This is a genomic window from Burkholderia savannae, from assembly GCF_001524445.2.
Taxonomy (GTDB): Bacteria; Pseudomonadota; Gammaproteobacteria; order Burkholderiales; family Burkholderiaceae; genus Burkholderia; species Burkholderia savannae.
The window spans coordinates 223,832-236,965 of the sequence record NZ_CP013418.1 but is presented as its reverse complement, the minus strand read 5'-3'; the positions used below and the strand labels follow the sequence as shown (position 1 = coordinate 236,965).

Sequence of the window (13,134 nt, the reverse complement as noted above, 5' to 3'; positions counted from 1 at the left end):
GAGAAAGAGTTGATGACACTGAAACACCTGCCCCCGACGTTTTGCTGGACCAAGATCGGTAACGAGTCCGGCGAGGAACTCCCGACCATCGTGCTGAGAAAGGAATGGGAGCGCCGGTTGGGAGGCGGGCGGTTTCTGTGGGGCATCGGCCAGCCGCTCGGCAACAGCGCGCAGATTGCCGCGCATCGAACGGGCTCGCTGATCGCGCTGTTCTCGCCGGCGTCGAGCAAGGCGCGGCCGGCGGAAAGAAAACCGGAAGACGTGCTGCTATGGAACGCGTGGATCGATGCGGGCGGCCAGGTGCGTCAGTTGCCGCCGCACACGTTCATCACGAGCCGCGCGACGCTGCCTTCGGGGCGCCGCCGCGAGCATTACTACGCGCTCGTGTGCGCATCGCCGACCGAGCTCAGCATCGGCACGCGCCTGCGCGTGCATCCCGATCACCTGCGCAGCGTGAGCACCGGCAAGGTGCTCGGCGCCGCGCAAAGCGCGGCGGTCGTCGATTGCGTCGGCCGCGAAGCCGAGCAAACGGGCAAGCGCTATCCGCTCGCGCTGTCGGTCGAGCTCGAGGCACCGTACTTCGTGCGGCTCACGCAGCCGAGCATGCTGAAGGCGCGCGATCTCGCGGACATCACGAAGGCGGCGCGCGACGGCGATTTCGGCACGTTCGTCGAGCAGGTCACGCGTCTGCGCAGCCGGCCCGCCGCCGAGCAGGCGCGCGGGTTCACGCGGGATCTGTTCGATTTGCCGCCCGTCGAGGCCGTCGCGCCGTTCGGCGGCGCGGCCCACGCGCAGGCAAGCCATGCGTGGTGACGCAACGGGCGCCTGAGCGCGCCGGACGCGCGGCGCGCGGCGCGCGGCGACTCATGAAAGGTTACGTCGTTGGCGTGCGTCGGCGGTTGGTCGCCATTCGACCATGACGGCCCGATCGGAACGCGCAGCGATCCGGCACGCGGGCCCGCTCGCGGCGGCCGACGATGCGGTTGCATTCGGTGGTTCGCGCCGATGCACGTCGCGCGATGCGAGCGCTTGCCGTCGGCTTGTCATGTTTGGCAACAGAGGAGCAGCGTCCATGTCGACCATCCCGCATTCACGGGAAGCCCAGGCCGCACAACGTTTCTTCGAGGCGACGCGCAACGTCGACCTCGCCTTTCGCGCCGTTCGCGGCGACGCGGACGATACGACCTCGAGCATCGAATACGCGGCCGCCGTGTCGCGCCTCGATCGCGCGCTCGACGAGCTCGCCCGGGCTCAGGCGCTGTTCGATTCGGCGGTGCGCTTGCGGGCGCGCAAGCGCAATTAGTCTTCGCGTCACCGGCGTCGGCCATGCTCGATGCCGCGCCGCGCCCGGCGTGAATCGCGCGGCGGCCGCCAGCCGGCGCGAAGCGCCCGCGCCACGCCGCGCCTGCTCAAGGCTCGATCACGCGCGGCGTGACGAGAAAGAGCCGCTCGCTATGGCTGTCCTGCTTGTCGGTCGAGCGGAACAGCGCGCCGACGAGCGGCAGCTTCGAGAGCACCGGCACGCCCGACAGCGTGCTCGAGCGCGCATCCACCTTGTAGCCCGCGATCAGCAGCGCCTGCCCCTGCTCGATGAACGCCTGCGTGTTGATCTCGTTCGACACGATCACCGGAATGTTGTCGACCGTCTGCTGCGACAGCTCGCCGTCGACGATCCGCACGTCGAGCTTGATCTGCGTGCGTCCGCCCTCCTCGACGACCATCGGCAGCACGCGCAGCGACACGCCCGTCGAGATGCTGTACAGGTCGGCCGACGTGTAGCCCGCGACGCGCACGAAAAACTGCTTCTTGTTGTCCATCACCGCCTCGACGTTGTCGAGCGTCGTGACTTTCGGGCTCGCGTCGGTGCGCGCCTGGTTCGACGATTCGAGCGCGTTGATCCGCGCGAGCAGATAGCGGCCCGCGTCGCCGAGCACGGCCGTCAGCGACAGGCCGAGCGGGCTCGCCGGCACGCCGGCCGAATCGTTGCCGGGCAGCGTGATCGAGCCGAACGTCGGATTCAGCGAGCCACTCGCATACGCGTTCTGCGACGTGAGCCCCGTGCCCGTCTGCAAATCGACGTGGCTGTTGTGCGCGCGCCAGTCGACGCCGAGCTGCCTGAGCGCGCCTTCGTCGATCTCGATGATGCGCGCCTCGATCTCGATGAGGCGCGGCTTCACGTCGAGCAGCGCGATCAGGTCCGGGTACTGCGCCATGTGCTCGGGCGCGTCGCGCACGAGAATCGAGTTCGTGCGCGGATCGGGCTGGATCACCGGCAGGTCGGCCGCGTCGCTCGCGCCCGCGGGCACGGCGCTCGCGCCGCCGAGCGCGTCGGGCGCGCGCGCCGCGCCCGGATTCGCGATCGCCGCGGCGATCATCCCGCCGGGACGCGGATCGCTCCCCTGGCCGCCGAGGCCGCCCGCCGGCATGCCCGCGCCGTCGCCCGCCTGCGCGGCCTGCATGTACGGCGGCAGCGGCGGCAAAGGCGGCACGCCGCTGCGTCCGCCGCCGAGATCCGTCATCGGCGCGGCGCGGCCGATCGGCTTGCCGACCGTCGTCTGCGACGCATGCCTGCCTTCGCCCGGGTGATACATCCGGTTCAGCAGCGATGCGACGCCCGGCATCGTCACGGTCGTGCCGTCGACGTTCACGTCGCGATCGGCGGCCCATGCGTGCTTGAGCGTGAACACGCGGATCGTCGTGCCGCCCGTGCGCGCGGAATTCTCGTCGAGCCGCGCGGCGACGCTCGTCACGAGCTCGACGTAGCGCGGCGGCCCCGCGACGAGCGCGGTGCGCTGCTGCGCGTTGTAGGTGACCGGATAGCGCGCGTCGGCAACCTTCATCTGCTCGAGCAGGTCGCGCAGGTCGCCCGTGTTCGCGTGATCGAGCTTCACGAGCGTGCTCTTCATGTCGCTCGCGGGCGTCACGTACAGCACGGTGCCGTCGTAGTACCAGACGAAGCCGAACGATGCGGCGAGCGTGTCGAGGAAGCGCTGCGGCGACATCTTCATCTTGCCGCTGACGGCGCCGCTCACGCCCGGCGCGACGTTCGCCGCGACGTTCTGGCTCGCGGCGAGATCGCGCAGCACGTCCTTCACGTCCTTGCCTTGCGCCGCGTACTGGATTTCGGCGCTGCGCCAGCGAACCGGCGCGGCGTGGGCGGAAAGGCTCGCGAGCGAGCACAGCAGGGGCAGAAAAACGGAAATCTTGGCCTTCATGGGTCCGTCCGGAGGGGGCGCGCACCGTCGGTCGATCAGACGGATCGCGCGCCGCGAATGGGAGACCCCCGCAGTTAACCGCAGCCGTGCGCGGCGAATGCTGCGCGCGGCGAAGGCCCGTTCAATAGAACGAATTGACGGTCCAGCCCGTGACGAGCGGCGTCTGGAGGAATGTATGACCGCCGCTGCAATAGGTGGACTGCCACGGCGTCTTCGCGTAGCTGTCGTACGTCGCCCATTTGCTCGCGAGCCTGACCACGTATCCGCCGCGCGGCTCGGCGGCCTGGTTCAGCGTGACGTTGATCGTCGCGGCGTCCTCGATCAGCTTCGTCGACTGCGCCTCGCCGTGCGCGATCACCTTGTTGCCCTGCACGTCGATGATTTCGACGACGAGCCGCATCTGCCCTTCGCGCCCCTTCAGGTCGCACGTCGCATAGCTCATGTGCATGTACGCGCTCACCGAAATGAGCCCGTTGTTGTCGAGCTTCACGCGCCGGTCGATCGTGTACGTGTACGTGCCGTCCGCTTCGTACGTGATGAGCGATCCGTTCGGATAGGGACCGGCGTAGGTGCTCGAGCATTGCGGGAAATCGGTCGCGCCGGGCGTCGCCATCAGGATCTGGCAGTCCATGTCGGTGCCGCCGATCTTGATTCCCGATTGCGGCAGCCATGTGCCGTTCTGGCACGACAGCACCTGCCCGTCCTGGCCCATCGACACGAGCCCCGCGTTCTGCCGCATAGGATCGGGCGAGCACGGCGTGTTGACGACGACGCTGCCCGTGATCTCGAGCCGATTCGCCGCGACGATGCCGGGCACGATCATGTTGCCGTCGCGGTCCACCGCGAGCGCCTGCCAGCCGCCGCCTGTCCACGCATACGCGCGGAACGTGTCGAGCGTGAGGCGCACGTCGCCGGCTTCGTTCGATGCGTCGTCGGGCAGGGTGCCGGCCGTGGCGACGGGACTCTTCCAGTGCCCGCCCGCGCCGCGCCACACGCCGTTGCTGCAGCTCAGCAGATTGCCGGCCGCGTCGGCGCCGAGCTTGCCGTTCGCGAAGCCGCCGGCCGTTCCGCAGTTCGCCGCATCCGCGCTGCCTTCCACGAACGTGTGCGTGAGCCAGATCGGCACCTGCATCGCGTTCGCCTCCGGATGGCCGCCGACGCCGACGCGATACAGATAATCGCTGTTGATCTGCTGGCCCGGGCCGTTGAAGAAGATTTCGTTCGCGAGATGGCCGGCGTTCGGCGGCGCGGCGTCGGCCGGATCGCACGTGGGCGAGCTGCCGCCGAGGTACGCGCCGAGCGGCATGCGCCACGCGTCGAACGCGCCGCGCGCCTCCGCCGGCACGCGCGCGCCGATCGAGCCGCCGCCCGGCCCCGCGCTCGCGGCGACGAGCCCGAGCTCCTTGTCGCCGATCGTCTCGCCGCCCGTCGTCACGACGAGCGCGTCGAGCCCGGCGCCGCTCGCGGTCCGCTTGACGAGCACGCACGTATGCTGGCCGTACGCGTTCGCCGGTCGCAGCGCGGCGGGCAGATCGTTCGTCGCCTGCAAATCGGCGAGCGTCATCACGACGGGCGCCTGCGTGTTCGCGCGCTGCAGCCACGCGTCGTAGTCGCGCTTGAGCGCGCGCGTGGCCGCGGCGGTCACCTGCGCCTGGTATTGCGCGGCCTGCTGCGCGCGCACGTCGTCGAGCGACGTATCCACCAACATCGCGATGCCGGCGAGCATCAGCGCGGCGATCGCGAGCGCGCCGAGCATCTCGATCAGCGCGAAGCCGCGCGCGCGGCGGCGGGAAGACGCGAAGCGCATCAGTACGCTTGCCCCATCCACACCGGCAAGCCGTTCGCGATCGTCAGCCCGGCGGGCAACGGCACGCCGTTCGCCGGCACGTTCGGATTCGCGTAGCCGGGACGCACGACCGCGTTGCGATACGCGACGCCCGCGAACAGCGAGCCGTCCGCGAGCGTCGCGATCTCGCCCGCGATGTTCACGCGCGGCGCCGACGCCGCGTACGCGACGACGGTTCCGTTCTCGACATAGTTGCGCCACAGCGGGTTCGCGCCCGGATACCACGCCGGAAACGCGAGTTGCGCGTTCGGCACCGCGCCGCGCGTGCCCGGATGCGTGCGCGCGTAATCGAGCGCGGCCTGGCGGTAGACGGCGAGGTTGTCGGCGAGCGCTTGCGCGGTGCGCGACGGTTGCAGCGCGGCAACGGCGAACGGGCCCTGCAGCGTCGCGTAGACGGCGGCGAGCGCTGCGAAGGCGAGCGCGGCGGCTAAGGCGTACATGAGCGGCGGCGTGGACGGTGGAAAAAAACTCGGGCGGCGTCAGTTCGACATCCAGACGATCGTGACGGTGCCGGTGCAAGCGCCCGTCGCCTCGGTCGGCGCAACCGGATAGCTCACGGCTTTCTCGCCGACTTTGGCCGACAACCAGTTTCCGCCGGCGGTCAGCGTATTGATGCAGACGTCGCGCGGAACGTTCGTGTACTCGACGGTGAAAGTCTGTCCCGCCCCCGTCACCGTGACGGTGCCGCCCCACGTATTCGAGACGGCATCGTTGTCGCCGGTGGGCAGCGTGTTCGGAAACACCTTCGCGGCGATGAGATTCGCATTCAGCGACTCACTCCCGTAGTTGTTCACCTGCCCCATATAAAGCTTCTTGGTCCCCGTCTGAATCGCATTCAGCTCCTCGGCGAGCCGGTTCGTATTCGCGCTCGAAAACGCCGACCCGAGCAGCGCGATCGCGCCGACGATCACGATCGCCGCGACGCCGAGATACGCGATGCTCTCGAGCAGCGACGCGCCGCGCTCCTTGCGGTGGCGTCGGCAGAACGCCGGTTCGCGTCGATAGGCGGGGTGGGCAGCGAGTGGTTTCATGTTGGTTTCTCCTGGATTGAAAATGCGCGGCGTCAATGCATCGCGCGCGTCATCGCGGCGATTTCCTGCTGGATGCCGAAGAAGCCCGTCACGAGCCAGCCGATCAGCATCGCGAGCACGACGATCGCGGCGCCGTTCAGCACGCGCATCTGCGCGGCGATCCGCGCGACGCCCTCTTCGAGCCACTCGTCGGCGAGCATCTTGAGCGCCGCGTCGAAGCCGCCGTATTCGGCGTAGATGCACAGATCCTCGACGATCTCGCGCGACGGAAACTGATAGCCGGCGTTGAGCAGCGCCTCGCCGGCGTTGAGGCCCGACTTCACGCCGACGAGCGTGTCGTCGATCCGCTCGCGCAGCCACGGCCCCGCGACCGCGCCGATCTTGAGCAGCGCCTTCTCGACGGTGACGCCCGACGCCTGCAGCGCCGAGAACGCGATCAGGAAGCCGCTGCCCGCGACGAGCCGGTAGATCGAATAAGGCGGCACGCGGTCCGCATAGATGCGCAGCGGGCCGCGCCAGCGCGGCAGCGACCACGCGAGCGCGACGAGCGCCGCGGCGAGCGCCGCGACGACGGCGAGCATCCAGCCCTGCACGAACAGCGACATCAGATAGAGCGAGCGCGCGGCGCCGCGCCAGTGCGACGGATCGGCGATCAGCGCGAATTTCGGGATGACGTGCGTGCCGAACAGGTACAGATAGCCGATCACCATCACGACGAGCCCGACCGGATACGCGAGCCCGCCCGTGACCGCGCGGCGGATCTTGCGGCTCGACTGCACGATGTCGGCGACCGACGCGAGCGCGTCCTCGATGCGCCCCGCCTGCTCGCCCGCCGCGACGATCATCTGCTCGGTGGCGGGCACCCACGCGCCCATCGCCTCAGACAGCATCCCGCCGTTCTGCACCGCGAGCCGCCAGTCGGACAGCACGATCGCGAGCGGCTCGCGCGGCTTGCGGCCCTCGCGCGACGCGCGCCATTCGAGCTCCTCGAGCACCTTGAGGAGCGGCAGCCCGTTGCCGAGCATCTTCGCGATCTTCCGATACACGCGCAGCCGCTCGTCGGCGTTCAGGCAGAGCTTCGCCCAGCGGCGATTCAGCTCAAGTGCCATAGCTGAATCCGACCAGCGACAGCTGCTGCCGCGCTTCGCCCGCCGCCGGCGCGAGCGTGCCGACGACCCGCTCGACGCCGCGCGGATCGACGAGCCCCGCCGCGATCTTGTGCAGCGCGTGCTCGGCGAGCGTCACCCCGCCGAGCGTGCGGGTCCAGTATTCGAGCGCGCCGGCCTTGTCGCCTTCGCGCAGGAACTCGAACAGCCGCGCATCCGGCAGGATCACTTCGGCGACGACCGTGCGGCCGATCGTGCCGACCGAGCCGCAATGCGCGCAGCCGTCGCCCGCGATGCACGCGTCCTGCATCCGGCCGTCGAGCGCGCCGCGCAGCCGCGCGAAGAGGCCCGGCTCGATGCGGTCGGGATGATCGACGAGCCGCAGCTTGCAATGCGGGCACAGCAGCTTCACGAGACGCTGGCTGACGAGGCCGGAAATCACCGTGTGATCGGTAACCATCCGTGCGTGCAGGCCGAGATCGATCAGGCGGTCGGCGATCGCGAGCGCGCTGTTCGCGTGCACGGTCGTCCACACCTGATGGCCCGTCATCGACGCGCGCAGCGCCGTCTGCCCGGATGCGCGATCGCGGATCTCGCCGATCATGATCGTGTCCGGGTCGAGCCGCATCGCGTTCGTGATCGCCGCCGCGAACGCGAGCGCGCGGGCCTCCTCGGTCGGCGCGTTCGCGACCGGCGTCTGCACCGCGCCGTCGATCGGGTATTCGATCGGGTCCTCGACGGTGATCACGTGCAGGCTGCCGCGCGATTCGTCGATCTGCGCGGCGAGCGTACGCTGCAGCGTCGTCGATTTGCCGGAGCCCGTCGGCCCGCTGATGATGTTCATCCCGTGCGGCTGCGCGCGCAGCGCGCGGAACGCCGCGACGTGCCCGGGCGCGAAGCCGAGCGCCGCGAGATCGGTCGCGTCGCCCGCGTCGTTGTAGAGCAGCCGCAGCACCATCAGGCTGCCTTCGCTCGTCGGCGTCGTCGCGATCCGCACGCCGTACAGGTCGTCCGGCAGCTTGTCGCGGTCGCCGATGCTCGCGTCCTGCCGCTCGCTCGGCCGGTAGCTGTTGTCCGACACGGTCGTCATCGCGCCGTACAGCGTCGCGAGCAGCCGCTCGCCGTGCTCGCGCGTGTGCTCGTTCACACGCGCGAGCTCGTTGTGCACGCGGAAGTAGACCTCGGTGCTGAAGCGGCGCACGCGAATGTGGATGTCGGATGCGCGCTCGCGGCACGCGCGGCCGATCAGCTCCTTCGCGAGCACCTGCATCACCGTGTGATCGAGCCGCTCGCCGCCGCCCGCGGCGTTTTGCCGGTACGCCTCGCGCACCTGCATCAGCGTCGCGGGCGTCGGCCGGTACGGCCGGCCCATCCGGTCGAGCCGCGCGCGATACGACAGCACGAACGGATTCATCTCGTGGCCTTCGGCGATGAGCAGCCGCCCGTCGTCGAACAGGCAGACGAACTTGCGCTCCTCGACGCTCGCGGCGAAGTCGCCCGCTTCGCTGACGGCGCGCGGGCCGCGCGGCGGCGCGGCGTCGGCAACGGCGGGCGGCGTCGCGCGCACGGCCGACGCGTCGGGTCGTTGCGCGTCCTGGCTCATGATCCGCTCGCGGGCAGGGAAGGCAGCGTCGGCAACGGCGCGGCCGCGTCGGCCGGCAGCGGCGGATTGCCCGCGTAAGAAGGCGACGGCGACGCCGTCGACAGCCGGACCGTGCGCCCGCGATTCGACACGACGACCGCGCGCGGCCCGATCGCGACGACGCGCCCGCCATCCGGCAGCGCATCGCCGCGCTGTACTTCGAATTCGGCGCCGCCGTTCATCCGCAGCGTCGCGAACGCGCGCTTGCCGACGCCCTCGATCGCCGTCACCTCGAACTGCCCGGCCGGCGCGCCGCCGCGCACGCGTGCGAGCTGCGCGGCCCGCTCGGCCACCTGCTGCTCGGTCTCGAGCTTCTTCAACTGCGCCTGCAGCAGCACCGTCTCGCTTTGCAGTTGCGTGAGCCGCGCGGCGGTCGCGCCGCCGTCGTCGGACGGCAGGCCCCCCGCCGCGCGCGCGGCGCCGGCGAGCAGCGCGGCGCCAAGCGCGCACATCGATCGGACGCGACTATTTCGCATAGAGCACTCCTTCGAGAGTCCACTGATTGTTCTGATAAGCGATGCGCTGCACGCGCAACCCCGGCACGTCGATCGCGCGCATGAACTCGGGCGGCGCGAGGCCGCCCAGGCTCGCGTTGAACCGGTACGCGCGCCACGCGGGCGCGGCGGCCGCCTGCTGCGCGAGATTCGCGAGCGGCGCGTGCGACGATCGATCGGGAAGCAGCCGGTCCAGTTTAGCGGCCGCATCCAGCATTTGGAGACGCGACAGAAGCTGTGTCCTGACAGCCGAATCGTCGACGAGCGGCGTGTCGTCCGCCGTCGGTGCGGTGAGCGGCACGTCGAGCGTCGCGCGCTCGCCGTCGGTGGCGACGATGGCGGCGGGCTGCTCGGCGAGCAGGTAGCGCACGTTCGAGCCGTTGCGCGCCCACGCGTAGTGCGCTGTGCCCGGCGTGCATTCGTAGCGCTCGAGCCGCCAGCCGCCCGGCGCGAGCCGCCCGAAACGCGTCGCGCACGCGCGTGAGAACGCGATCGCATCGGGCAGCGTCGCCCACGGATGCGCGACGGGCTCGCTCTTCGCCTGCCGCGCGGCGAGCTCCGCGCGCACGCGCGCGAGCGCCGCCTCGCGCTCCTCGGCCTCGACCTTCGCGCGATGATGCCAATACGCGAGCAGGCCGCCGCCCGCGACGCACACGGCGGCCGCCGCGATCAGCGCGGTGCGCGGCGGCAAGCGCCGCTCGACCGGCCGCAGCGCCCACCAGCGCTCGGTACGCGGCCGGCCGCCGCGGCGCGGCAGCAGCTCGTCGAGCCGCTTCGGCTGAAAATTCTGGAAGCCCTGCCTCTCGAGCTCCGGCTCGCCGATCACGACGTTCCAGCCGCCCCACGCGTAATCGGTATGCAGCCGCTCGAGCGCTTCCTCGCGGCTGCCGACCCAGTCGCCGTTCGGCATGAACGCGTGGTCGCGCACCGCGAAATACGCCCAGCGCCCGTCGGGCAGCGCGAACGCGCCGAGCCAGTTCGGCGCGGGCTGGCGCCGCCCGTTGTAGAACGCGCCTTCGAGCGCGATCGCGCGCGACACCATCGCGCCGAGCGACAGATGCCCGGGCGCGAAGCCGTCGCGCGTGTTCGCATAGCCGGCCGCCGCGACGCCGCGATCGATCCGCAGCACCATCAGGTCGAACTTCAGCTTCTTCGCGAGCTCGACCGCTTCGGCGCGCAGCTCGTTGCGCCTCGACAGCGATTGCCAGAACAGCCCGCCGACGAAGCGCTGGCGGCCGATTTGAATCACTTGCGCGCTCATCGCCGGCTCCGTCACGCGCCGCCGCGCTGCGTGACGGGCGTGATCAGGATCACGATCACCTCGCGCGAGCGCTGCGCCTCGTAGCCGCCGCCGAGCGCGATCATCTTCGGCACGCCGACGCCGCGCTCGTCGAGCGAATCGTTCGCGCCTTCGTAGCCGCTGATGACGAGCGTCTCGCCGGACTTCATCGCGACGCGCTGCAGGAAGTTGCGCATGTCGACGTCGGGCGTCTGGATGCGCGTCGCGTCGCGGCCCGCGCTGCTCGACACTTCCTTCAGCTCGAGCAGCGACGAGATGTTCGTCGAGAACTGCAGCATCACGGTGCCGTCGTCGAGCACGTGCGGCAGCAGCGTCATGTTGAAGCCGGTCGTCACGGTGCCCGGCGTGAGCGCCGTCGACGAGCCGACGTTCGCGGTGTTCGTCGTCGACACCGACGCGAGATAGCCCGTCTGCGTCGCGACCTGCACGGGCACCGGCTGGTTGTTGAGCGTCGTGACCGACGCCGACGTCTTGCGCCGCACCGTGCCCTGCTGCGACAGCGCGCGAATCAGCAGCTTCGTGCCGTTGAAGCGGCTCGTCGGGCTGAGCACCGTCGCGGACAGATCGGCCGGCGCGAGCGACACCGGCTTGAACGGATTGGCGATGTCGAATCCCGCCGACACCGTCTTGTAGACGAGGGACCAGTCGATGCCGTAGGCGTCGCCCGCATTCAGCGACACGCTGAGCACGGTCACGTTGAGCAGCACCTGCCGCGACAGCGACCGGTTCTGCTGCGCCATGAACGCGGCGACGCGCTCGAGCACGTCGGGCGTGTCGGTCACCGAGATCGAGCCGGTCGCGGGCGACGAAACCGAGCTGCCGTAGCGCGAAAGCATCGACTGGATCGCGCTTTGCAGCCCGTTGAACACCGACAGCTGCGAATTCACCGCGGTGTTCGCCGTGTTGTTCGCGGTGAGGCCCGTCGTGCCGGAGCCGGCGCCGTTCGCGCCGCCGCCCGAGCCGCCCGCCTGCGAGCCGCCCGACGCGCCGTCGCTCGTCGCCCCGCTCACCACCGACGCGTTCAGCGACGAGTCGCCGGGAATCGCGTTGACCTGGAACGTGCGCGTATCGGTGAAGAAGAAGCGGATCGTCCCCTGCTCGAATTTCCAGAACACGCCGAAGCGCGCGCACGCCGCGTCGAGCAGGCCGCTCAGCGTGCCGCCCGCGTACAGGATGCGCACCGCCGCGAACGACGTGCCGCCGCCGTCCGCGCCCGCGCCGCCGCCCGCCTTGCCGACGCCCGACGGCGCGCCGCCCGGCATCCCGGGCGGCAGCGGCGGCATCGAGCGCTCGCCCGCCGCGTTGAGAAACACGCTCGCGCCGCGCGCCGCGCCGTCCGCGCCGCCGCCGTGCTGCGAACGCGCGGCCGCCTGCTGCGCGCTCGCGGCGACCTGCGTCGGCACCTGCGTGAGCCGCGTGATCTGCTCGGCGAATTCGGATAACGAAGAGACCGAGCGATCGAACGAAGCCGGCTCGTCGAAGAGCGCGGGCAGCTGTTCGCTGCTTCGCAGCTTGACGGCGCCCGCCGACACCCATAGCCCGTTGTCGACGACGACGGGCGCGAGCGCATGCACGGTGTTTTCGCCTTCGGACGCGCGCTTGAGGAGTGTGTCCGACGCGCTCGAATCGCGGTGCGCGTCCCGCTCGATGCCACCGCGCAGCCCGGTGCAGCCGGCGAGCAGCACGGCGGCCAGAAACGAAATGGCGAAATAGACGCGCATCAGCCCGCTCCTTGCGCGACGACGCGCAACACGTGATTGCCTTGATAGAGAATCGCCTGGATCGGCGTCGACGTGCGGCCGAGACTCGCGACGAGCGCTTGCAGCGCATCCTCGAACGAGCCGCGCAGCGTCGCCTGCGCATCGATGCTGAAATCGACGGGCGCATCCCAGACGAGCTGCCAGCCCGCCGTGCGCGCCCATCGCGACAAGACGCCGCGAATCGTGCCGTCGGACGTGCGTACGTCCCAGAGATACTCGTTCAGGACGTGCCCGTTTGGGACGTGCCCGTTTGGGACATGCCCGTTCGGGACGTGCCCGTCCGGGACGGAGCGCGCCGTGGGCTGCGCGGCGGTCGCAGGCGCGAGCGCGGGCGTGGTCGCGGCGGCCGGCACCGCCGTCTCGGGCGACGCGTCCGCGCCCGGCGCGGACACGGCGGACGCCGGCTGCGGCGGCGCGCGAAAGACATCGGCTCGCTGCGCCGTCAGCGGCGCGTGATCGAAGCGCCCGGCGGATGCATCGCCCGATGCCGGATCGGTGCCGGCGGGCGGACCGCTCGCCGCGCAATCGGTTGCAAAGAGCGCGATCGCGATGGACGCGGCCGCGGCGACCGTAGCGCCGTGCATCATGTTTTTCCTCGTTACTCGACTGCCGTCGTGCGCCGCTGGCCCCCGCGCTTTGCCGCTCGACGATCCCGGATGCCGCGCCCGACGCATCGGGCCGCCTTCGCGACCGGAAATGGCTTTCCGGACCCGGGATTACCTCGGCTTTACATAATAGGT

12 protein-coding genes are annotated in these 13,134 nt (G+C 70.4%); 2 read left to right on the top strand and 10 right to left on the bottom strand.

The window, feature by feature from the left end:
• Window positions 1-12 precede the first annotated feature (12 nt).
• Both WS78_RS21915 and WS78_RS21910 read left to right on the top strand, forming a co-directional pair.
• Complete coding sequence (locus tag WS78_RS21915; protein ID WP_038743896.1) at window positions 13-813, top strand: hypothetical protein; 801 nt, start codon at window positions 13-15, stop codon at window positions 811-813.
• Between the two features lie 259 nt (window positions 814-1,072).
• Complete coding sequence (locus WS78_RS21910; RefSeq protein ID WP_038743759.1) at window positions 1,073-1,303, top strand: hypothetical protein; 231 nt, start codon at window positions 1,073-1,075, stop codon at window positions 1,301-1,303.
• 106 nt (window positions 1,304-1,409) lie between these two features.
• Here the strand turns inward: WS78_RS21910 and sctC are convergent, their stop codons facing one another.
• The 10 genes from sctC to WS78_RS21860 all read right to left on the bottom strand — a co-directional run bounded on the left by sctC (window position 1,410) and on the right by WS78_RS21860 (window position 12,981).
• On the bottom strand, window positions 1,410-3,215 hold the full coding sequence (gene sctC, locus WS78_RS21905) for a type III secretion system outer membrane ring subunit SctC (protein ID WP_059576071.1): 1,806 nt from the start codon (window positions 3,213-3,215) through the stop codon (window positions 1,410-1,412).
• Window positions 3,216-3,336: 121 nt separating this feature from the next.
• Window positions 3,337-5,022, bottom strand: coding sequence for a shufflon system plasmid conjugative transfer pilus tip adhesin PilV (pilV, locus tag WS78_RS21900; protein ID WP_059576073.1), 1,686 nt, complete (start codon window positions 5,020-5,022; stop codon window positions 3,337-3,339).
• Window positions 5,022-5,501 carry a type IV pilus biogenesis protein PilM gene (gene pilM, locus WS78_RS21895; RefSeq protein ID WP_059576075.1) on the bottom strand — a complete coding sequence of 160 codons (480 nt, stop codon included), beginning with the start codon at window positions 5,499-5,501 and terminating at the stop codon, window positions 5,022-5,024. The genes pilV and pilM overlap by 1 nt, the downstream gene beginning before the upstream one ends.
• Window positions 5,502-5,540: 39 nt before the next feature.
• Window positions 5,541-6,092, bottom strand: a complete 552-nt coding sequence (locus tag WS78_RS21890) for a type 4 pilus major pilin (RefSeq protein ID WP_059576079.1) — start codon at window positions 6,090-6,092, stop codon at window positions 5,541-5,543.
• 32 nt (window positions 6,093-6,124) lie between these two features.
• Window positions 6,125-7,201 carry a type II secretion system F family protein gene (locus WS78_RS21885; RefSeq protein WP_059576082.1) on the bottom strand — a complete coding sequence of 359 codons (1,077 nt, stop codon included), beginning with the start codon at window positions 7,199-7,201 and terminating at the stop codon, window positions 6,125-6,127.
• Window positions 7,191-8,801 carry a GspE/PulE family protein gene (locus WS78_RS21880; RefSeq protein WP_038743744.1) on the bottom strand — a complete coding sequence of 537 codons (1,611 nt, stop codon included), beginning with the start codon at window positions 8,799-8,801 and terminating at the stop codon, window positions 7,191-7,193. Before WS78_RS21880 ends, WS78_RS21885 begins: the two co-directional genes overlap by 11 nt.
• Window positions 8,798-9,292, bottom strand: a complete 495-nt coding sequence (gene pilP / locus WS78_RS21875) for a type IV pilus biogenesis protein PilP (protein WP_059576085.1) — start codon at window positions 9,290-9,292, stop codon at window positions 8,798-8,800. Before pilP ends, WS78_RS21880 begins: the two co-directional genes overlap by 4 nt.
• A 13-nt stretch (window positions 9,293-9,305) precedes the next feature.
• A complete protein-coding gene (gene pilO2 / locus WS78_RS21870) occupies window positions 9,306-10,595 on the bottom strand; it encodes a type 4b pilus protein PilO2 (RefSeq protein WP_038743894.1) in 1,290 nt (429 codons plus the stop codon).
• 11 nt (window positions 10,596-10,606) lie between these two features.
• Window positions 10,607-12,355: a PilN family type IVB pilus formation outer membrane protein gene (gene pilN / locus WS78_RS21865; protein WP_059576088.1), complete on the bottom strand. Its 1,749-nt coding sequence runs from the start codon at window positions 12,353-12,355 to the stop codon at window positions 10,607-10,609.
• A complete protein-coding gene (locus WS78_RS21860; protein ID WP_059576091.1) occupies window positions 12,355-12,981 on the bottom strand; it encodes a toxin co-regulated pilus biosynthesis Q family protein in 627 nt (208 codons plus the stop codon). The genes pilN and WS78_RS21860 overlap by 1 nt, the downstream gene beginning before the upstream one ends.
• Window positions 12,982-13,134 lie beyond the last annotated feature (153 nt).